The following is a 22,963-nucleotide window of genomic DNA, read 5'->3' as shown; positions in this document are numbered from 1 at the left end:
GACGCCACGATTAATCACCTACCAATTCTTGTAATTTCTTGCATCTGGCCACTGCCCTAGCATCCCTGTTCCCGCCCGCAGCCAGAAGGCAATGCCATGCAATCCGATGAGCGTTCGACTTGCCACACCGCGAAAATCGTATGGTCTGCCGAATCTTGCAGCCCTGCCTCGACCGGTAGAACGTGGCTTGCAATAGCAGATGGCCAACACTGCGATACCCCCGACGGCTGCATTCCGATCGATGCCGACCGGATCGCAGGCAGCGCCCTCGCGGCGGGCGACACTGTGCTGGTGGCTGTATCCGAAACCGAAACCTCTGGCCCATGGCAGCTGGCGCAAAGCCAGTTTGAGTCGATTCATCGCATCATCGCCGCGCTGCTGGCGACGGGCACGCCTCTGAAGCTTTTGCTTTTCAGCGGTATCGCCAACGCCGACGCAGCTGCTGCGCACGGCTTGTTGCAATCCCTGCGCTGCGAAACCGAACAACTGGCTCACACCTGGCTGGAAAGCGATGCGAGCCTGGCACAGTCACTCACCATCTGCGGGCTAATGCAGCAGGAAGGGCTTCGGCGCCTGCGAGTCGAGGGTGGCAAGCGCCTAGTGGCTCATCTGCACCAACAAGTAACGCCGCTCGCGAACGAACCCAGAAGCCAGGACGGGCCGGCGCTGATCATCGGCGGCTTGGGTGGCATCGGCCAGCACCTGCTGGAACATATCGTCGGCCAGCAACCGGTTTTCGTCATGGGCCGCTCGCCCTTGAGCGATGAACGACGCTCGCGCTTGAAAGCGCTGGGTTGCTCAGGCTACTTCCAAGGCGATGCGACGGACACCGAGAGCCTGCGACAGACGCTTTCGACGCTCCATGAACGCTACGGTTGGGTGGACACCGTCTTTCACCTCGCCGGTCATCTGGAAGATGGCCTTTTCCAATCGCAGACGACTCCCTCTTTGGAAAAGGTCATGAAGACCAAGATCGCGCCGGCCCTTGCCCTTGCGCATCTGCAGAACGAGATGGCAATACGCCGCGTGGTCATGTTCGGCTCGCTATCAGCAACCGTCGGTCTGGCCGGACAGACGGCCTACGCATCAGCCAACGCCTACCTGCATGCTCTGGCTGAGCGGCAATGCCTGCAAGGCCATACGGGCTGGTCAACCATCGGCTGGGGTATCTGGGATGTGAGCGGTATGGCGATGGGCCAGGACCGCGGACTGCTGTTGCCTATGGCCCCTGACAAAGCCCTGGCGGCGATGGATGAGCTGCTTGCCGCCCGCTGCGCCGACGCCCTGATTTACGCTGGCAGGCTGCTGACTGAGGCAGCCTCCGGTCGACAAGCGGCGAAAGCCAGTCGCGCGCCAACGCTGGATACTAAGCTGCTGGTGCGCCAAGCCATTGCCAAGTTTACTGGCCTGGAAAATCTCGCAGAGGCTGAAAACGTGCTGGATCACGGCGCTGACTCAGTCGCGGCGATCAGCATTGCCGCAGAGATCGAACGCCGCCTGGCCGAGGCAGGCATGGTCACTAGAGTCCCCCGCTCCATCCTGTTCGAGTACCCGAGTATCTCGAGCCTATCGGCCTACATAGAGGCTCGCGCGGCAACCATTGGACTGCAGCCCGAGCCCGCGGTGGCCCCCCAGTCCCCTCCCGAGCTCACTTGGCGAGCCCCCTCCCCACATGTGCGCGCTCACACCCAGGACGAGCCGCACTGGCGGGCGCAGGATATTGCCATCGTCGGTATGGCGGGCTCTTTTCCAGGTGCTACCAGCATGGAAGAATTGTGGCCGCTGCTGGCAGAAGCGCGATTGGCAGTGCGCCCCGTCCCATCGGAACGCTGGGACTGGCGCGCGTTCTATGACAGCGATGCCAGCGCCGCGGGCCGTAGCTATGCCCGCCATGGCGGCTTCATCGACAATGTCGAGATGTTCGACCCGCTGTTCTTCCAAACCACGTTCAAAGCTGCCGAGCGCATGGACCCAGCCGAGCGCAAACTGCTGCAGACGACTCACCATGCGCTGGAAAACTCAGGATTCTTCGCCGCGCCGACTCCTGACGTAGGGGTTTTCATCGCAGCGATGTACGGACACTACCAGCAATTGGAAGCGTCCCAGCCCATCGACACCTCGTTCTCTGCCCAGGCCAACCGGCTTTCTTATCATTTCGACTTCCGTGGGCCATCGCTGACCTTGGATACCATGTGCTCAGGATCGCTGACGGCCCTCCATCTGGCCATCGCAGCACTGCGCCGCGGCGAGTGCCGGCAGGCAATCGTAGGCGCAGCCAATATCATGGTCAGCCCACATAAATATCGGGTGCTCAGCCAGGGCAAATTCCTCAGCCCGACGGGCCGCTGTCATACCTTCGGGGCACAGGCAGACGGGTATGTCCCAGGTGAAGGGCACGTGGTCTTCGTCCTTCAGCCCTTGCAGGAGGCAATCGATGCCGACGCACGCATCCATGCGGTCATCCATGGTAGCGCGGTTAACGCAGGCGGGCGCAGCAGCGGCTTCACGGTACCCTCGGCAGCAGCGCAAACCAAGGTCATCGAAGCCGCACTGCGCGATGCCGACCGCCAGGCACACGACATCACCTACATCGAGGCGCATGGCACCGGCACTCGCTTAGGAGATCCGATCGAGATCGAAGCGCTGAACGGCATATATGGGGCACGTGATTACGGGCACTGCGCCGTAGGATCGATCAAAAGCAATATCGGCCATCTGGAGCCTGCCGCCGGTCTGGCGGGATTGGCCAAGATCGTGTTGCAACTTCGTCACCGCTCGCTCGCCCCTACGATCGGTTGCGACATCGCCAATCCATTGATACCCGTCGGTGAGGGAACAGTTCGTCCGCAGACCGAACTTGTGCCTTGGAACACACCTGACGGCCAGCGTCGCTACGCCGGTCTAAGCAGCTTCGGCGCTGGTGGTGCCAACGCCCATGTCATCGTGGGCGAATACATGCCGCCGCAGGTGAATGCACCGGCACGACATGACGCCGTACCCATGGCAGTGGCCATCAGCGCGCAAAGTGAAGCGTCGTTGAATGCGCTCAAGGCCGCCATCCTCGACTACCTGCTTAAGCAGGAGGGGCTGTGCCTGGAGGACGTCGCCTACACGTTAAACGTGACCCGTCCGGCAATGCGCTACAGGTTCTGCGCCTTGGTCACCGACCTGGATGACCTGGCCAACGCACTGGCATCGTCGACTGCGCACCAAGCGACCTTCAGCGCTCAGCTCGAGCAGGCAGCCAGCCGCTTTCAGGCAGGGGAAAGCATCGACTGGCGGCACCACAACCCACCGGGCAAGATGCTCGACCTCCCGAGTTATCCTTTCGAGAAAATACCACTGTGGGCCAATGAACTACGTGTATCACACGAACCACAAAGCTTGAATCCACCACCAGAAACCGATGATAGGCTTCTGCTCGCAGTTGCGGACTTCACGTCCAATGCGTCCGAGACAACGCGCACGTTCACCAGCCCCTTCACCTTAATTGTCGATCCGGAGCTGGATCGACAACTCCGAGGCCATGGGCATCGGATCGTCGTGCTGCACCCGGTCGACCCGGCGCCAACATCGTCCTGCGGTGCCCCCCGTACCACCAACCTCGTACAAGCCTGCAAGCGCGCACTCGACGACATCCCGCAAGAGCATCCCATCGTCATTGCCCTAGGCAACACATCGAGTACCCCTATCGCGCAGGAGCCTACCCAACGCGCGCTGCACTGGGCACTGTTCCAAGCCATTGCTCATCTGCAAGGCCCAAGATCACTGATGGTCTGTCTGCCAAACGAACCCGATGCCCAAGCAGGTCTCGTCGGCTTGCTGCGCAGTCTTTGCAAGGAACAACCGCAGCTGAGGATCTTGTCACTGCAGCTCGGCGGTTCGCTGGCGCACCCCAATGTTCTCCAGCAGGCCTTGGCACGCCTAGCGTTCATACCAGTCAGCGGCCACGTGCACGAACGTCTGCAGGGCACGCAAAGCCAACGCCTGCAATGGCGCCCGATAGAGTTGCCAGTCGCACCCCCGACGCTATGGCGTCAGGGCGGACATTACCTGATCGCCGGAGGCTTCGGCGGAATCGGCCAAGCCGTCGCTCGCCGACTGGCGAGTGACTTCGGTGCCCATATCAGCCTGGTAGGACGGCGACCTGACAGCGCGCACATCAGGCATGAGTGCCAACAAATGAGCGCGCAGGGCGGGACGGTTCGCTACTACAGCGCTGACCTGGCAGACGTCGGGGCAGCCAAGGCATTGCTCGCCCAAATGAGCCCACTGAACGGTGTGCTGATCGCGAGCGGCGTGCTGCGCGATGGGGTACTGACCGACAAGGCGTTCGAAGACTTTGAACAAGTCGCACGCAGCAAGATCGAGACCACCCTGGCGCTGGACGAAGCGATCGGCTCGGCCCCGTTGGACCTGTTCATGCTGTTCTCTTCAATCGCTGCGGCATTCGGCAACGCAGGGCAGACCGACTACGCCTACGCTAACGCCTGGCTCGATGGTTTCGCCCAGGCGCGCAGCCGTGCGGTGGCGCTCGGGCAGCGCCATGGCCGCACCCTCAGCGTCGCATGGCCGCTCTGGAAAGACACTGGCATGCAAGTCGATACCCAGACCCTTCAGTTCATGACACATGAAACCGGGCTCGAGCCCCTTGAAGCGAACACTGGGGTAGATCTGGTGCTGCGACTGCCCTCAGCACTGGCCGCAGATGTGTGGGCGGTGGCGGTACTTGGCGGCGATACCGGACGCATCACCGAACGGTTGCTCGCACCACCTCGCCAAGATCCCGCAGGCAATCGGGCTTGCGAGTCGAACTCACCTGATGCATTGCGTGAGGCAGTGAACGAACTGCTCGAGACGCTCACCGCCATTCCTGCGCAGAGGATTGATCCTGAGGCGCGTTGGGGCGAGATGGGGCTCGACTCGGTCGGCCTACAAGAACTGGCGAAAAACGTACAGGCTCGGTTCTCGGTGCCTATGGCCGCCAGCGCCCTGTTTCGCTACAACACCCCGAGTCAGTTGGTCCACTATCTCGACAGCCAACGGGCATCCGACACACAAGACCTGAGCACGAGCAGAGCACCCGACGCCGGCCATCCCGATGAATCGCTCACAGGCTATGCCATCATCGGTATGGCCGCCACGTTGCCAGGTGGGGACACTGTCGAGACATTCTGGGACTCGCTCCTGCATGGGCGCAGCGCCATCGTGCCGATGACGCGCTGGCCCGAGGAGGACCTCTACGGCGGTGCAGTGCGGAATATCGAGCATTTCGATGCACGCTTCTTTGGTCTCTCGGCACGTGAGGCGATGCTGATGGATCCCCAGCATCGACTGTTCCTGCAAACGGCATACAACGCCTGCCTCGACGCGGGCTATCGACCAGGCGACATCACCCGCACCGGTGTCTTCGCGGGCGTGCAGTTCAACGACTACCAGGTGCTGCTGCAGCTGTGGGGTCGCTCAAAACATCCCTTCGCCGCCACGGGCAACGCTCATGCGATGCTCTCCAACCGGGTGTCCTACCAATTCGGTTTCAGTGGCCCCAGCGAAACGGTCGACACCGCTTGCTCGTCAACACTGGTCGCCTTGCATCGCGGCATCAAGGCCCTGCAGGAACAGGAGTGCAATACGGTACTGTGTGGCGGAGTCAGCCTAATGATCGACCCGGTCGTAACCCACGCGGCCGCCAGCATGGGTGTGTTGTCGGCGAGCGCTCGCTGCGCCACGTTCGATGAATCGGCTGATGGCTATGTGCGCGGTGAAGGGTGTGGCGCCTTCCTCATCAAGCGCTACGCCGATGCGGTGCGCGATGGCGACAACATCAGAGCGCGGATCGTCGCCAGCCAGGTCAATCACGGGGGGCGTGCCAATTCGCTGACTTCCCCCAACCCGAACGCCCAGTGTGATCTGTTGCTGGCGGCGTACACGCCCGAGTTGGCAGAGCGCCTGGGCTACATCGAGGCGCATGGCACCGGTACGCGCCTTGGTGACCCGATAGAGCTGCAAGCCCTGAGTGCCTTCATCGCCCAGCAAGCCCCCGCAAAGCCACCGGCAAGCGTGCTGGTCGGAGCGGTCAAGACCAATACGGGCCACCTGGAACCTGCAGCAGCCGTACCGGCCTTGGTCAAGGTCATCAAGGCGATAGAGACCGGCTGGCTGCCTGCCAACTTGAACTTCCGTCAGCAAAATCGGGAAATCGACCTACAGGACACGCCTTTTTCACTGCTCACCGAAAAGCAGCCCTGGCGGTCAAACGACCGTGTCGCAGGCATCAGTTCCTTCGGCTTTGGCGGCACCAATGCGCATGTGGTGCTAACGCAGGCCGATGCACCGACACAACAAGTCACGGCACAACCTGGGCAACTGCACTTGGTAGGCCTGTGCGCCAGAACCAAGGAATCGCTTGAACGCATGCGCGATGAACTGATCGAGCATCTGCGCAGCAACCCGCACCTGCCCCTGGCAGACGTGGCCCGGACCTTGGCAATAGGGCGTGAAAGCTTCGAGCACCGACTGGTGGTAAGCGCCATGGATCTGCCCTCATTGATCGAGCAGTTGAGCAGCGCGGCCTTGCACTACGTCGAGCCCCAAGCCCTCAGGAGTCACGTCAACGAAGGGCCGCTGCTGGAGCTCGACAACAGCGTCGTCACCGAGCTTGCGTCCGCTTACCTGCAGGGCCGCGACACGCTCAGACGCATTTACCTGAAGGGCCCCGGCAGACGCATTTCGCTACCTGGCTATGCCTTCGACAGCAAACCTTACTGGTTCGAAACCGCCGCAGACCTGGAGGCCTCATGACTCACCCTGACGCATTATCGTTATCGGCCCTGCAGAAACTGTTCGCCGATGCGCTGCTCGAAGTCGAGCCGCTCGAAGCAGACGAACCCTACATCGAACGTGGCGTCGATTCGATCCTCGCGGCGCAGCTGGCGAAGGCCATTACCCAACGCTTCGCAGTGCCCTGCCGCACGGCGGACCTGTTTGAGGCCGCCTCGCTGCGCGAGCTATTGAAACTGCTTCAAGTACGCATCGAACCTTCGACCACAACACGGACAACGCCAAAAGAAAACCCTCGCTCCAAGACTGGACGCACACCGGTGATCGTGGGTGCCGCCGGTCGTTTCCCAGGTGCGGCATCGCTCGACGAACTGTGGGCAGTGCTCGAGAGCGGCAAACCGCAAACCGGCGTCATGGGTGAGCACAAACGAACCGGGAGCTTCAAGGGTGGGTTTCTGCGGGACATCGACGCCTTCGACAATGGCTTCTTCCATCTCTCGCCCAACGAGTCGGTCTGCGTCGATCCGCAGCAACGGCTTTCCCTGGAGCAGGCCTGGCACGCCATTGAGTGCAGCGGACTGACCCTGACCGAGCTCAAGACACTGCGTTGCGGCGTATTCGCCACCGGGCTGCCGGGCGACTACCGCCACGTACTCAGCGCACACAGCGAGCAAGCAATCAGTGCTGCGGCTTTCACCGGCAATGCGTTCTCCGCCTTGGCCGGTCGTATCGCCTACTGTTTCGACCTGCCGGGACCTGTGCTTTCGATCGACACCGCCTGCTCATCCTTCCTGGTGGCACTACACCAAGCCGCCATGGCGTTACGCAGTGGCGAGTGCGATGCCGCTATCGTCTGCGCAGCGACGCTGTTCTGCACCGATGAAGTTTTTCGCCTAGCACAGGCAAGCCAGGTGCTCTCTGCCTCCGGGCACTGTCTTGCATTCGACGAACGCGCTGACGGCTTCGCACCCGCCGAGGGCGCCGGAGCGCTGTTGTTGACCACCCAAGAGGTGGCCCAGAACCTGGGGCTGGCAATGCTTGCGCAGCTCGATGGCAGTGCTGTTGGCCACGATGGTCGCAGCAATGGCCTGATGTCGCCGAGTGTGAGCGGGCAAACCGAGGTCATCCGTGCAGCCTGGGAGGATGCGCGACGACAAGGTGGGCAAGGACCTGAGCACATTGCCCTGATCGAGACCCACGGTACAGGAACCCCAGTGGGCGATCCGCTCGAAGCCAAGGCGTTGGCGCAGACCTACGGGGAGCTCGAGGGACAAGGGCTGCGATACCTTGGAGCGAACAAAACGATCTTCGGTCATACCTTGGTCAGTTCTGGGCTACTCAGCGTGCTCAAGGCTCTATTGGCCCTGGACAGGCAGCAGATACCCGGGCCGCTGCTGAGGCCATCCTCTTCTTCGCACTGGCACGACATCATGCCGGTATCATCCCCGCACACCGCACATGCGCTGCCGCCCGGTGCCGGCATCGCCATCAGCGCGTTCGGCTTCACCGGTGTGAACGCCCATGTGTTGTTGCACAAGCCAGGCAGCGCAAGCGCTGTACAGGTCGATATCGAAGGCCTGTGCATCAGCGCCGCCAGTGAGGCCGGACTACAAAGAACGGCACTATTGCTGGCCCGATTTCTCGCCCAAGGCACACTGTCATATGCACAAGTGTGTGCCAGTTGTGCCGCCAGAACGCCTCAGGCCGTGCGGGCGGTGGTCTGCGCGGAGCAGGTCGACCAAGTGGTCGATGCTCTGGCGCGATGGGGGCGCTCGACTCCGACAGGGGTGGTTGTCGCTCGCGACTACCAAGAGCTGCCCGCCAGCACTCGTCGACCCGACGGCGTCGCTGCTCGCTGGCTGCAAGGCATGGCTACCCGCATCGGAGTATCCCAGGCCATCCATGTGCCCCCCTACCCCTTCGCCCGCCGCGCGTTCTGGCCTGGCCTGCCAAGCACAGCCACAGACCAGGACAACGCTGGCGGATCCGCCAACGTGCTGGAGGAACTGCGCCAACGCCTGGCGCAGCTGTGCGGCTACCGACTCGAAGAGGTCGATAGCCAAGCTCCGCTGTCCAGCCTTGGGCTCGACTCCCTGACGGTACTGCAACTGCTGGCACCCTTCCAGAAACGGAGCGGGAAGATAGCTGTCGAACAGGCCTTTGCCGCAAGCACTCTTGCCGAACTGGCCACGCTGATCGAACGTGCGGCGCAGTCGGGCCGGGTAGCTGACCAAGCGGCGACCGACCTGCCACTGGGCCTGCGCCGGCGTCAGACCCGCAGCGGCCTGACAGTGCTGGACCAGGCAGGCAACTTGCCGCCTGTGATACTGGTCAGCCCGCTCAATGCCTCACCCAGAATCTGGGTGCAGCAGTTGCCCATGCTGCGTCGTGATGGCTGGAATCCTTGCATCGTCGAATTGCCGCTGCATGACGCAGTACAGCCCGATACCCCAGAGATCGATCTGGGTAGGGTCGCTGCGCAATTGGCGCAATTGTGCGAGGAACTGTCCGTGACGGGTCAGCCAGTCCCGTGCATCGGCTGGTCGCTTGGAGGCTGCGTGGCACTGCATGCTGCGCTCCAACACTCGCCCTGCGTAGGGCCCATCACGGTGATCAGTGCCGCGCCGTGGTTCGGCGAGACGATCCTGGAAGACACTCTGCAAGCGCAAAGTGAACTGGAGGGGCGCGGCGAGATGTTCGACCAAATTCTACCGGGTAACGGCAGCGTCGCCTCACGGATCGGCGCGGGCCTGAACCTCAGGAGCCTGGGTGCCTACATTAATGCGCTGAGTACATTCGACATCCGCGAGGCATTGGGAGATCTGAACGTGCCGCTGCTGGTCATCCACGGCGCTCAGGACAATGTGATCCAGGCCCAGTGCGTCATGCCGCTGCGACAGCTCGAAAAGGCACGGTTCTTGGAGATTGCCGATGCCGGTCACTTCTCGCCTCTGACACACGCCACGCTCGTCAACCGAACGTTGCTCGACTGGCTACACGTCAGCAAGCCCTCCGCCAACGTCACTCAGGTAGCTTGAATGGACACACTCATTGCCGATTCCCGTCCTGCCACACCAGAAGAAACGCTGATCTGGCACCGCAGCCAGACGCATGCCGGCGATCCGGGACTGATATTGAGCTACCGCTTCGCGCTGGCATCATCGGTGGATGTCCAGCTTCTGGACCATGCACTGTATAGGTTGCTGGCCGGGCCCTTCGCCAGCCTGCGCAATACGTTTTTGCTCAACAACGGCACGCTGCTCAGCAAGCGCCTGGCCCTCAGCCCTGAGGTGCTGGAGTACGATAGTTGCCCGCAACCATTGCAATCCCTGACGCAGGGCCACTCAAGGCACTATCGCTTCGTCCTGCAGACACTTGAGGACGGGCAGTGCTACCTGGACTGCCTCTTCAGCCACCTGGTGATGGACGGCGTGAGTCTACAGCGCTTTCTGGCAGCCCTTAGCGAATGCTACGCCGGCCGCACGCCGGTGCCCTGCCCCGCAGCCGGCCCACGCACACCGGCGCCTGCAGGTTTCTGGAGCGAGCTGCTCGGCGGCTACACCCTTGAGCAATCCCTGCCGATGATGCCGCCTGCCTCAGGCCCCCGGTCAGGTCAGGTCAGGACAGCCACAATGACCTTGAGCCGGGTCACCCCCGATCAGTGCAACACCCTGCAAACCAGCGGATTTCGCCTGACCTGCGCGGCCATGGCACTGACCCTTGCCCGCTACCTGCGGGCTTGGGAGCAGAACGCCAAGATAATGCTGTGCCATACAGTACAAGTGCCTGGCGGCCCCGACGCAGGGACCTGCAGCAACCTTGTTCCTCTGCCTGTCGACGTGGATGCCTGTTCAGACGCTCACACACTGTTGCAACACATTGGCGAAACACGTCGACGCATCCGTCCCTTCCAGCACACACCATGGAACGAGCTGCTGGCTCAGTTCCCGGCGGGGAGCGCAGGCAATGTCGTCATCAATGAGTCGCCTGGGCTGCTTACACCGACCGCCCCAACGATAGGCGAGGTCTGCGAAGTTCGTGCCTTGCCATGCGCAGGTGGACCGTACGATCTGGCCGCCGTGTGCTCGATGGCCGGAGGATGTCTGCAAGTGCGCCTGGAAGCCAGTCACGAACGCAGCACGCCGCGCTGGTTCGCGCAGTTCGCAGAACAGTTTCAACACAGCCTACACGACCTGCTCGAGGACACGCAGCAGCCCTTCGCAGCGCTGGCAACACTGAAGCGACCAGAGCCTGGCGAACGAGGCCAACGAATCCCTCCCGTTTCGCTGGAGCAGATGCTGTGCGCACTGGAACAGGCCGAGGCAGAACGGATTGCGGTAATTGACGACGATGGTGAGCTGACCTACAGCGCACTGCGCAGCAGTATCGATGCCACCGTTGTACGCCTGGCGCAACAAGGAGTCAGCCAAGTCGGGGTCTGCATCGGCCGCAACCGTTGGCTGCCGATCGCACTGCTGGCAGCGCTCAAGCACGGCGTTCGCTTCACCCCACTTGAGGCCGGCCTGCCCGACGAAGCATTGAGCGATCTGATCCACCGAACCCAGATCAGCTACGTACTGTGCGATCGCTCTACCCATGCCCGTCTTGCCCATGCGGCTCCCCAAGCGGTGCTCCTGAACATCGAAACACAGGTGATGTCCGGGGCAGGAACGTCTACATCGTCTTCGCAAGAAATCGACCCCATTGCCTACCAGATGTTTTCCTCAGGCAGTACTGGCGTCCCCAAGGGTATCCAGATCGGCCGTGACAATCTGGCAGCCTTCCTGACGGCCATGGCCGCGATGCCGTTCTGCTATCCGGGTGCGCGCTGGATTGCGCTGACTCCACTCAGCTTTGACATTTCCTTGCTAGAAGCACTGCTACCGCTGTGCAGCAACGGCTGCATCGTGATGGCCGACGACCCTGTACGACGCAGTGGCCGACAACTGATCGATCGTATCGAGCGAGATCGGATCGAAATCCTGCAGCTCACCCCATCCAGCCTGCGTCTGTTGAAAGACTCCGACTGGCAGGCACGACGCCCCATCACCCTACTGTGCGGTGGCGAGCGTCTGAGTCAGGAAATGGCAGACTGGGTCCTGGCTGCAGGCCATACGCTGTTTCATGTCTACGGCCCTACCGAGGCCACCATCTGGGCCAGTTGCCAGCGCGTCACCCGCGGCATGCCGCTCAGCATCGGGCATCCGCTGGACAACACCGCCCTGCAGGTCGTGGACGATCAATTGCAGCCGCTCGCCTTGGGTGTTCCCGGCGAACTGCTCATCAGCGGATCGTTGGTCGGAGCGGGTTACCTGCCGCCGGCCCCGCAGCACAACTTCATCGAGCCATTCAGCGCGCAGAGCAATCGCGCCTACCGCACCGGCGATCGAGCTGTAGCCTGGGGCGAGCAACGTATCGACTACCTCGGTCGGCTGGACTCTCAGGTCAAGATACGCGGCCATCGCGTGGAGCTGTCCGAGGCTGAGGCGCTGATCAGGCGCCTTGCACCCGGTGTGGAGCCTTGCTGTGTGGTGCGCGAGGAGCCTGTCGCCTACCTGTGCGCATTCATTCGACCGGCTCAAGGCCGTCCATTCGACGTGGAAACGCTGCGCGCACAAGTCGAATCTCGGCTACCCGAGCAGCGTTGCCCATCACGCTATGTATTGGTGGACCAGTGGCCGCACACCCCCAACGGCAAGCTCGATTTGCGCAGGCTGATGCAAGCCGAGTTGCAGACGCTGGCTCGCTCGGCGCATGAGCAAGAGAGCGGTCCAAGCCGCGACAGCGAGTCGCAGGGAATCACCGAGCTGCGCAGATTAATTGCCGAAACATTGGGTGTACAGGTCCAAGACCCCAATCAGTCACTGGTCGCTGCGGGTGTGGATTCAATCGGCTTCAACTTGTTGGCAGAGCGCTTGCGCCACGAACTCGCAGTGGATATTGCGCCGCATCGCTTTTACGAACTCAGCAGTCTCACCGCCATCGCCAACGCATTGCATACCGAAACGCCAAGCGAACTTTCCAGTCCCAAACCAGCAGCCCAGTTTGAGGCTGCGCCGCTGGCCATCCTCGGGATGGCAGGCGTCGGCCCGGCAGGGCTGGACATCGATGAACTTTGGCAAGCGATGCTGGAGCAGCGCAATTGCATAGCCCCATGCGTCAGATCCGATTCGCCGAGCATCTTGCCGGGCGGCTACCTGAATGACATCGACAGCTTCGATGCCTCTTTTTTCGGCATTTCGGCCGTTGAGGCTGCGCACATGGACCCACGCCAGCGTCTGCTACTGCAAGAGTGCTGGCGGACGTTCGAAGATGCCGGCCTAGTCCCCGACGACTACCGCGGCGCGCGCGTTGGTTGTTATATCGCGGCCACAGGCTGCGAATACGCCACGGTCGTATCGGCGCGGCAAAAAACGGCCCATGCCTACGACATGACAGGCACCTCGGCGAGCATCCTGGCCAACCGGCTGTCGTACCAATTCGACTGGCGGGGGCCATCGGTGACGATCGACACGGCCTGCTCCAGCGGTCTGACCGTACTCGCCCGAGCTGCGGCCGATCTGCATCAGGGCCGCTGCGACATGGCGTTCGTAGGTGCGGTGAATCTTCTGATCGATTCACGCACAGATGATGCTTTGCGTGCAGGACAGTTCCTCTCACCGAACGGTGTCTGCTCCCCATTTGCCGAAGCTGCGAACGGGTATGTCAGGGGCGAAGGCGTTTTTGCCATGCTGTTGTGTAGGGCCGGAGAGACATTGCCCGGCCTGGGGCCGTGTGCGCTGCTGGCAGCGGTCGAGGACGGCCATTGCGGACGCTCCGCATCCTTGACCGCGCCAAGCGCCAGCGCCCAGGCTGACATGATCGCAAGTATTTATCGCTCCCTTGGCGGCACCTCAGATGTCGGATTCATCGAGACCCACGGAACAGGCACGCGCCTGGGCGACCCCATCGAGGCCGAAGGCATCAGTCGCGCACTGAGCAGCATGCACGTTCGGGGCGACGCACCGATCTGCCTTGGCACGTCCAAGGCCGCCTTCGGCCATCTGGAGGCTGCTGCCGGACTGTTCGGCCTGATCAAGGCGGTTAAGGTCGTCGCCGAAGCCATGGTGCCGGCAAACCCGGAGCGAGGCCCTGAGAACCCGCGGGTGAAACTGGAGGGTGCGGCACTAGCCAAGGCCGGCAACCAGAACTGGCCCAAGGCCGGCGATATTCGCCGGGCCGGGGTCTGCAGTTATGGCTTTGGAGGTTCCGGGGCACACGCGGTGGTGCAAAACGTTCCCTCACGGCCCGCCAGCCACGAACGAATGCAAAACCAAGCCCCCTGCCTTGCAGTGCTCTCGGGATTCGATGCGCCAGCACTCAAGCGTCAGGCCAAGGCTCTGAAAACCTGGCTGACGGAACATCCGGATGCGAGTCTTGCTGCCATTACCAAGACCCTGGGATTGCATCGCACCGCAATGGCCTCGCGCGTTGCCGTGGCGGTGCACGATCACCAGAGCCTGCTTCAGGCCCTGGAATGCATCATCGAAGACCATCCCCTACCTGCAATCGAAGACCTTGCACTGCAACAGGCAGCAAGCAACTACCTGCAGGGGGGCACGCTTGAGCCGTCACTGTTCGACCCCTCGATACTCCCAGTACGCTTGCCAACTTATCGCTTCGATGGCAGCTATCGCTACCCACTGCCATCGACCTTGCAGCTGAACTTGAAGCCCTGCCACGATCGCCCCTCGGAGGTGACCGCACGTCACCCTGTCTTCCAAGACCATCAGGTGAACCGCCAAGGCGTTCTACCCGGCGTATGCGCATTGTATTGGGGGTTACGTCTCGCCCGCCACGATACCTTGCACAGGAGCCTGGTGGACATCACCTGGCGCGTACCGCTCAGCCAGTTCGCCGCCGATAGCGCGCTGGATCTGACCCTTACAGACGATGGCACGTTCAGGTTGCTGGCAGGCGACACACCGTTGGTCAACGGGACGCTCTCGTTCGACCTGCATTACCCGGCTCCGACCAGCCAGGCATTGCAGCGCCTGCGTGAGGTCCAAGGACGCCTGCCGGATGCGCGGCGTATAGATGCTGCCCGTCTTTACGAGGCATTCGATGCCTTGGGTATCGAGTACAGCAGGGATTTTCGCAGCGTCATCTGGGTTGATCGGCAAGGGCCGCTCGCATGCGCACGCCTGATTTGCCACGGCACTGAAGCGATCCAGCAGTGGGGGTTGCTCGACGGGGCATTGCAATCGGGATTGGCCTTGACCCTGGAGAGCCGCAGTACACCCGTATTGCCATTCACCCTGGGCGCACTGGTCTGGAGCGCACCTGTGGACTGCCCGGCCGGCACCTACTACGCCTTGACGGAGAAGACCAGCGACTTCAGGACCCAGATCCTGCTCTGCGATGACCGTTTCCGAGTGATCGCGCAATTCATAGACCTGGGTATCAAGCCTTATTCCGGGAACATTTTGGGAGACGCGCATGAACAGCAACGCTGACACACCAAGCCTTGGCCTCTTCGAGCCTGACTGGCAATTCACCATGACCGCGCATTCGCCCCAAGAATCGGTGCCAGACTGGATTCTGGTGCCAGCAACACAGCCGTCGCTGGCAGAGGAAATGGCAGGACTACTGGGCGAGCAGAGGGTGCGAACCTTTACCGAAGCGCCGCTTGACCTGCCACCCGGTGATCACTACGCAATCATCGTACGCAGCCCTTGGGCACAAGGGGCACAAACGTCGGTGACAGTGGCGGTGCTGAATCTGCTCAAGACTCTGAGCCGGCTACAGCGCGCACGGATCGATGTGGTTGCCTGCCGAGCCCTTGCAGGACCACCCGGGCAGGATGTCCGTTATCCGTTGGATGCGACCTGCCTGGGGCTGGCCCAGACTGCCAGTCGCGAGTATCCCCACCTGAGCATCAATGCCTTCAGCCTGTGCGATTTCGCTGTAGCCACCTTGCACCGCGCGTTCAGCCACCGTCCCACACATGCCCCCGCGACACCGGTGCACATCACTCAGGACGGCTATGCCGTCCGCCACTTCAAACGGGCATCGCTGAACAGCAGCGTATCGGGCCTGGCCCTGCGCAAAGGCGGGCACTATCTGGTGCTGGGTGGCACGGGCGGTCTGGGACGGATGCTTGCCAGCTATCTGGTTGAGCGCCATCAGGCGCGGGTGCACCTGGTCTCGAGGTCTGCGCCCGACTTCGAACTGCATGAACTCATGCGTCATAGCTCCTGCGACATCAGCGTGCCTCAAGCGCTCGAGGCGATCTTCGAAGCGCACGGCCCGTTCGACGCGGTGATTCATTCTGCGATGGATCTGCACGACCAGACCCTAGACACGTTGCAGCCTGCCCAGCTTGAACGCAATCTGCGGCCCAAGCTCCTGGGCAGCTATGGTTTGATTCAAGCACTGCGCCAGCATCCGGTAGATTTCGTGCTGTTCTTTTCCTCGATCCAATCACACCTTGCCAATCCTGGCCAAGGCGCCTACACGGCCGCCTGCGCGGTCAAGGACGCCATGGCCGCCTTGCTTGAGGAGACCTTCCAGATCCCTTCGAAGATCATCAACTGGGGTTATTGGGGCAGTGTCGGCGCGGTGGCCGCGCCTTACTATCGGGAACGCATGGAAAAGGTCGGGGTTGGCTCACTCGAAGCCGAAGACGGCATCGCCACCATCGAAGCCCTGATCAGCAGCGACCAACGCCAGGTGATGGCGCTCAAGGCCAACGCACAAGCCCTGTTGGCCATGGGCTTCGAAACCGCCGACAGCCCAGGCGTCGTGCCAGTCGATGAACTTCAAAGCCTAATCCCCCCGTTTGATGATCAGGCCGAATGGGTCAGACGCAACGAGCAGGCCAGCGTGGCGCTGGATGAATACGCCCGTCGCGCCATTCATCGCATAGGCATTCCCACCAACATCGCAGCTCACCACCAAGCACTGGCCCAGGCACTGAGCGCCATAGAGGATGCGCCCCAGGCGCTGGATCGACACAGCTTGTTGCAGCGCTTTGCCCACCTGCGCGCGCACCTTGATCTGCTGGACGCCTGCATGGCCGACTTCGCCTCGATCCTGCAAGGCAAGACCGATCCGCTAGAGGTGCTGTTCCCCCATGGCAGCTTCGACCGGGTAGAGGGGGTGTACCGTAACAACCCCGTGGCCGACTATTACAACCAGACCATGGCGACCATCGTCGAGCGTCTGGCCGACAGCACTGAACAGCCGCTTCGCGTGCTCGAGATTGGCGCTGGCACAGGTAGCACTACCGAGCAAGTGATGGCGCGCGTGGGCCACAGGCTAGGCCAGTACCGCTTCACCGACCTCTCGCTATCTTTCATCAACCGGGCCAGAAGAACCTTCGACCAGCCCTGCTTCGAGGCCAGCATCTACAACGTGGAACAGCCTCCTCAATGGCTTGGCGCATTCGACATCGTGCTGGCGACCAACGTGATCCACGCCACCCGCGACATCCGCGAGTCACTGCGCAATATTCGTCGCGCATTGCGTCCAGGCGGCGTAATCGTGCTCAACGAGGTGACGGCACTGCAGCACTACGCAACCTTGACGTTCGGCCTGACCAAGGGCTGGTGGCTCAACACCGGCCCCGAGCGAATAGAAGGAAGCCCATTGCTCGACGCGGCCACCTGGCAGCGGCTGTTGCGCGAAACCGGCTTCGAAAACACCGAGCACCACGGCAATCAAACCCAAGGACTGATCGTCGCCCGCGTTCCTGTATCGGCCACGGCAGGCGCGCCAGCCGAAAGGGCCCCTGCCGCCAGCGCCAGCCAAACCTCGGGCGCAGCAGCCGCGAACATCGACGAGGTGCGCTTGAGCTCGGCGATGGCGTTCGCTCGGGACGCGATCGCCTCGGTCATGCACCTGACCCCTTCTGACCTCGACCCCACGCGAGCACTGAAGGACTATGGGATCGACTCCCTGATTGCGTTGGAGTTAGTAAAGCCGTTCAAAGACAAGGTCGGATACGTGCCAGCCACGCTGTTCTTCGAATACCCCACCCTCGCCGACCTGGCGGGCTATCTGGAGCAGTGCCACCCAGAAGCCTTCAAGGTTGCGGACAGCAGCGCCCCTGCAATCGCCTCGCAGCCTGGTGGGGAGTCCGACACCCTGCACTTCGTGCGTGAAAGCATCGCCAAGGTCATGCACATGTCCCTCGACGAACTCGACGATGACGCTGCATTCGCCAGCTACGGCATCGACTCACTGATCAGCCTGGAATTGATCAAGCCGATGCAGGCTCGTTACGGCTATCTGCCCGCGACCTTGCTGTTCGAATACCCAAGCATCGCGCAACTGGCCGGTCATCTGGGCCAGCACGCCACGAGCGCGCAAGCCAAGGTAACAGCTGCGGGTCATGCACACGCCACGACCGGGCAAGGACCACAGCCTGCTGACCTGCGCACCGATCAACCAGCGCAGGCGCAAGCGATCGCCATCATCGGCTACCGCGGACGTTTCCCGGGTGCGGAGGACACCGCACAGCTCTGGGAGCGACTGCTGCAGGACGTGCCTCTGAGCAGTCCGTTACCTCCCGCACGCTGGCCCCGGGAGCACATGCAAACGTCGACCTATGCCGGTGTTGGTGCATTTCTCAGTGACGTCGACAGGTTCGATCACGGGTTCTTCAACATCACACCAATGGACGCAACCCTGATGGATCCCCAGGAACGGTTGTTCCTGGAGACCGCGTACCAGACATTTCTGCATGGTGCTCATCCGGCATCGCGACTCAAGGGCAGCCGAACCGGCGTGTACGTCGGCGTGATGAATACCGGCTATGCCAACCTGACACCGATAGACAGCGACGGCCCGAGGCCGACATCACTGCATTGGTCGATCGCCAATCGGGTGTCATACCACTTTGATCTGCACGGTCCGAGCATGGCGGTCGATACCGCATGCTCTGCCTCCTTGACCGCTCTGCACACTGCGGTGAATGCGTTGCGCCTAGGCGACTGCGACATGGCCCTGGTCGGAGGCGTGAACGTGATCGCACACCCTCGACAGTACGACGACTTGTGCCGCTTGCACATGCTCTCGCTAGAGGGCGTATGCCGACCGTTCGGCGAGGGCGCCGATGGTTTCGTCGACGGCGAAGGGGTGTGCGCCATGCTGCTCAAACCGCTCGACCGGGCTCTGGCGGATGAGGATCCGTTGTACGGGGTGATAGAAGCCTCGGCACTAAATGCCGGAGGCAAATCCAACGGCTACAGCGCACCCAACCCGCAGGCGCAGTCCCGCCTGATTCGCGAGGCCTTGGACAAGGCCAAGTGGGCTCCGACGCAACTGGACTACGTCGAGGCTCACGGCACCGGCACCGCGCTCGGCGATCCGATCGAGTTCAAGAGCCTGGCGGCGGTGCTTGGCGAAGGACGCACGGAGACCTCGCGTCTGCCGATCGGCTCGATAAAGGGCCACATCGGCCACCTGGAGTCGGCAGCCGGACTGGCGGGTGCAGTGAAGATCCTGCTGCAGATGCGTCATCGCACACTGCTCCCGTCGCTGCATGCACACCCGGCCAATCCATTACTGGAGCCTCAGGCGACCGGACTGATGGTCAATCGCCATGCCAGGCCATGGCCTGCACGCGATAACCAACCCTATCGCGCGGCGTTGTCGTCCTTTGGCGCAGGAGGTGCCAACGCACACGTGCTGCTGAGCTCTGCGATCCAGACCTCGAGGCCGGCGAGACATCCAACATCGGCGAGACAGCTGATCATGCTGTCGGCCCATAGTGTTCAGGCACTGGATGCCTCTCGTATCGCGCTATTGCAATGGTTGGAGCAAAACGATGTGCCTCTGCCACGCCTGGCCTCCAGCCTTGCACACCAGCGTGATCACCTACGCCACCGCCTAGCCTTGTGCAGCGACTCGACGCAGGATCTGCGCCGCCAGTTGGCGCTATCGTTGGTAGACCTGCGTGGTAACGGTGAAAGCACTGCGGTGGCGGGTTGTGATGCAAACGCGATGAACTCGATGCGCATGCCGGGCCAGCAGCAAGACATGGACCTGGACAGCGTTCGCCTGGCTTATCTGGGTGGTGCACTGCCAGATTGGCACGCCCTGTTCGCAGCCGATGAACCGCTCGAGCTGCCGGAATATTGCTTCGACGGCACGCCACTCTGGGTGCAGGCTCGGGAGTCGGGTTTCGAAAGCCTTGACACGCTGCTGGCCGACCACAACATCGACGGACAGGCGATAGTACCGGCAGGCTACTACTTGGCACGCCTGCTGGCTGACACTTCAACCGCTGGACTGATGGATGTGCGATTCGAGGCCCGCGCCCAGTCGTTTGATTGCGTCGGCACGGAGCAGACAGCGGATAGGTTTGTAGTGACCATCGCCAACACTACTGTCGCCAGCGCCTCCACCCTGGAGCAGCACAGCCACGACCAGCAGCAGCCTTGGACGCTGGACTCGGGCCATTACCTGCAGCGCACAGCGATCTACCAGAAGTTCGCACGCATGGGCTATTGCTACGGTGACTCACTGCGCCTGCTGCGCTGGGCCTGTGTTGGAGACGACAAGGTGCAGGCGAGTGTGCTGCCCGCGCGCAGCTTCTCTATGCCACTGTCGCCCGCAATCATCGACGCCGGTCTGCAGACCGCGCTACTGCTCGACGACGGGGAGGCAGGTCCGGCCTGGGTACCCTGGATGGCCGAGAAGGTCGAGCGGCTGTCCACTCATGCGGCGATTGCCTACGTGTGCTGCCAGCGACGCGAAAAAACCGCCCGGAGCGTGACCCACGATTTCGAGTTTCTTGCGCAGGACATGAGTCCGGTTCTGCGTATCCAAGGCTTGGTTTCACTGAACCCAACCCATGATGTGGCGCGCGGGCAAAAGCCTGCGGCACGCCCGAAGGTGGTGCTGCATGAACTTTGAACGACCTGGCGCGCTGGCAATCGTCTTTCCTGGCCAAGGCTCGCAATTTCCTGGAATGGGGCTGGAGCTTCTGCCCAGGTTCCGCGAGATGACCGAAATCGCTGAGACACTGCTGGGCCTGCGGCTAGCCGAGTTGCTCGAAGATGCCGGCAGACTTGCCGACACCGCTTTCACGCAGCCTGCCGTATTCGTCGTCAGCGCGATGAGCTTCGAGGCAATGCGCCAGGACCGCGATATAGATCGAGCCGACCTGATGCTTGGCCACAGCCTGGGGCTGTTCGGCGCCATCCACGCCAGCGGCCGGCTCGGTTTCGCAGACACCTTGAAACTGGTGATCGAGCGTGGACAGCTGATGAAGGCTGCCGGGGACGGGGCGATGCTCGCGGTGATGGGCATCGACGCCCAGGGCCTGGAGGCCTGCCTGCTCGAACAGGGGCTGGACAGTCTCGACATTGCCAACGTGAACGGGCCGGAGCAAACCGTGCTCAGCGGTCCGAGCCAGGCCATCGAGCGCGCGGCACACGACCTTCAACAACGCGGCCTGCGCGCGGTGCAGCTGAATGTCAGCGGGGCGTTTCATTCCCGGTACATGGAAACCGCACGCGTAGCCCTGAGTCGCTATGTGGAGCGGGTCACTTTCAGCACCGGGACCTGTCCATTGATTTCCACCACCCATGGCGGACCGGTACCTGACACCCATCTGCTCGAAGAAATCGTTTTCCAGCTGACCAGCCCGGTGCGCTGGCTGCAGACAATCCAAGTGCTGAGGCAACGTTATTCACTGCTCGACTTCATCGAGCCGGGCCCGGGCCAGGTACTTACGCGCCTTATCGCTGCCATAGACGCCCATCACCAATCGAAAGAGGCATCGCGATGAAACCACAACGAATCGCTATCGTTGGTGGCGGGACCGCAGGCGCGACGCTTGCCTGGCATCTCGCCGCGCTGCACCAGGTCACCCTGTTCGAGGCGGGCGAGCAGTTGGGTGGCCACGCTTTCACCCACACCCTGATACATGAGGGCAAGCTAATCCATGCCGACATGGGTGTCGAATACTTCACGGAGCGGCTCGCACCCAATTTGATGGCGCATCTCAAGGCGCTCGATGTGGGAACCTTCGTCGCGCCCTTGTCATTCAGTTGCCTGGACCCCGACGCCTCCGAGCTATGGAGCAACCAGCACACCGGCAAAGCATTGAGTCCGGCGCTGCGACAGGCATTCGATCGGTTTCATCAGGACATGGTTGAGGTCAGCCTCCACCAGGAACGCTACAAGAGCTGGTCGGTGGGAGATTTCGTCAGGGAGCGGGGCTACGACTCCAGCTTTGTCCACCAAGCCTTGCTCCCGCTGTTGACCGTGTACTCCGGATGCAATGGTCCCTCACTGGACTACAGCCTGGTGTACTGCGCGGTCTCCTTCAACATGAACCTGCTGTCGTTCTTCTCACCCGCTTACTGGCGCAAGGCCACAGGCGGGATTGATGGATACCTGAAGATCATGCATCGCGTGCTCGGCCCGCGGGTGCGCCTGAATACCCCAGTGACGGCTGTCCGTCCGCACGAGCGGGGCGTGGAGGTCAGCACGTTTGCAGGATCACAGGATTTCGACCAGGTTGTACTGGCGAACCACGCCGATCAGGCGCTGCGCCTGCTCGAGACGCCCACTCCCGAACAGACAACCCTGCTCGGGGCGTACGAATATGTTCCGGTCGAAGCCATCCTGCACAGTGACAGCGCAGCGGTCGCCCACGGCTCGCCCGAAAGTTACTGCGTCTTCGTCAAAGCCGCAGACGCACCGGCCGAGGCGAACAATGCCTGGGGGACCCTGACCCGAGTAGTCACCCACTTCGAGCCCTCATCCACGCCGCTTTACGTGACGTTCGACCCGAAAATGGTGCTGGACCCATCCAAGGTCATCCTGCGCAAGCAGTGGAAGCTGCCCAAGCTGCGACCACTCGACCTGCATCGGCGCTCCCTGATAAGGGCGATCCAAGGCCGTGAACGAATCTGGTACTGCGGAACCGACTTCTCCTATGGCGGCCATGAAGGCGCCCTGACCTCAGGTCTGGTGCTGGCCCAGCGTTTCGGCGCGTCAGTGGACCAAGGCAGCAATGCCAGTGCACGCATCCAGTTCGAGCTGGTCAAGGACCTGATGGGCGTTGAATCGGCGTCCGGGAAACTGATACGCCAACTGGACCAGCGCCTGCTGCGCATCGCCGAAAAAATGGGCGCCGTCGAGCGTCTCGCACCGCGCGTGATGCGCCATTACTTGCAATGAGGCT

At 62.0% G+C, this 22,963-nt stretch carries 6 protein-coding genes; all 6 read left to right on the top strand.

The genetic code is table 11. The features are described from left to right. Window positions 1-96: 96 nt before the first annotated feature. The 6 genes from RYB66_RS08510 to RYB66_RS08485 are packed head-to-tail and all read left to right on the top strand — an operon-like array spanning window position 97 to window position 22,959. Window positions 97-6,801, top strand: a complete 6,705-nt coding sequence (locus tag RYB66_RS08510) for an SDR family NAD(P)-dependent oxidoreductase (RefSeq protein ID WP_316885151.1) — start codon at window positions 97-99, stop codon at window positions 6,799-6,801. Next, window positions 6,798-9,818 (top strand): alpha/beta fold hydrolase, encoded by a 3,021-nt coding sequence (locus RYB66_RS08505; protein ID WP_316885149.1) that lies wholly within the window; start codon window positions 6,798-6,800, stop codon window positions 9,816-9,818. Before RYB66_RS08510 ends, RYB66_RS08505 begins: the two co-directional genes overlap by 4 nt. After that, a complete protein-coding gene (locus RYB66_RS08500; RefSeq protein WP_316885147.1) occupies window positions 9,819-15,275 on the top strand; it encodes a beta-ketoacyl synthase N-terminal-like domain-containing protein in 5,457 nt (1,818 codons plus the stop codon). Next, a complete protein-coding gene (locus RYB66_RS08495) occupies window positions 15,259-20,682 on the top strand; it encodes a beta-ketoacyl synthase N-terminal-like domain-containing protein (protein WP_316894224.1) in 5,424 nt (1,807 codons plus the stop codon). The genes RYB66_RS08500 and RYB66_RS08495 overlap by 17 nt, the downstream gene beginning before the upstream one ends. Further along, window positions 20,672-21,559 (top strand): ACP S-malonyltransferase, encoded by an 888-nt coding sequence (locus tag RYB66_RS08490; RefSeq protein WP_316885143.1) that lies wholly within the window; start codon window positions 20,672-20,674, stop codon window positions 21,557-21,559. The genes RYB66_RS08495 and RYB66_RS08490 overlap by 11 nt, the downstream gene beginning before the upstream one ends. Continuing rightward, window positions 21,556-22,959: an FAD-dependent oxidoreductase gene (locus tag RYB66_RS08485; protein WP_024684159.1), complete on the top strand. Its 1,404-nt coding sequence runs from the start codon at window positions 21,556-21,558 to the stop codon at window positions 22,957-22,959. Before RYB66_RS08490 ends, RYB66_RS08485 begins: the two co-directional genes overlap by 4 nt. Window positions 22,960-22,963: the final 4 nt, after the last annotated feature.

This window comes from Pseudomonas syringae group sp. 243L2 (assembly GCF_032587875.1).
Lineage (GTDB): Bacteria > Pseudomonadota > Gammaproteobacteria > Pseudomonadales > Pseudomonadaceae > Aquipseudomonas > Aquipseudomonas amygdali.
This window is presented reverse-complemented; position numbering and strand designations above follow the sequence as displayed.

What these genes read in the sequence shown, in the direction of transcription:
- RYB66_RS08510 (WP_316885151.1), top strand. Translation starts at nt 97, where the DNA reads ATGCAATCCGATGAGCGTTCGACTTGCCACACCGCGAAAATCGTATGG.
- RYB66_RS08505 (WP_316885149.1), top strand. Translation starts at nt 6,798, where the DNA reads ATGACTCACCCTGACGCATTATCGTTATCGGCCCTGCAGAAACTGTTC.
- RYB66_RS08500 (WP_316885147.1), top strand. Translation starts at nt 9,819, where the DNA reads ATGGACACACTCATTGCCGATTCCCGTCCTGCCACACCAGAAGAAACG.
- RYB66_RS08495 (WP_316894224.1), top strand. Translation starts at nt 15,259, where the DNA reads ATGAACAGCAACGCTGACACACCAAGCCTTGGCCTCTTCGAGCCTGAC.
- RYB66_RS08490 (WP_316885143.1), top strand. Translation starts at nt 20,672, where the DNA reads ATGAACTTTGAACGACCTGGCGCGCTGGCAATCGTCTTTCCTGGCCAA.
- RYB66_RS08485 (WP_024684159.1), top strand. Translation starts at nt 21,556, where the DNA reads ATGAAACCACAACGAATCGCTATCGTTGGTGGCGGGACCGCAGGCGCG.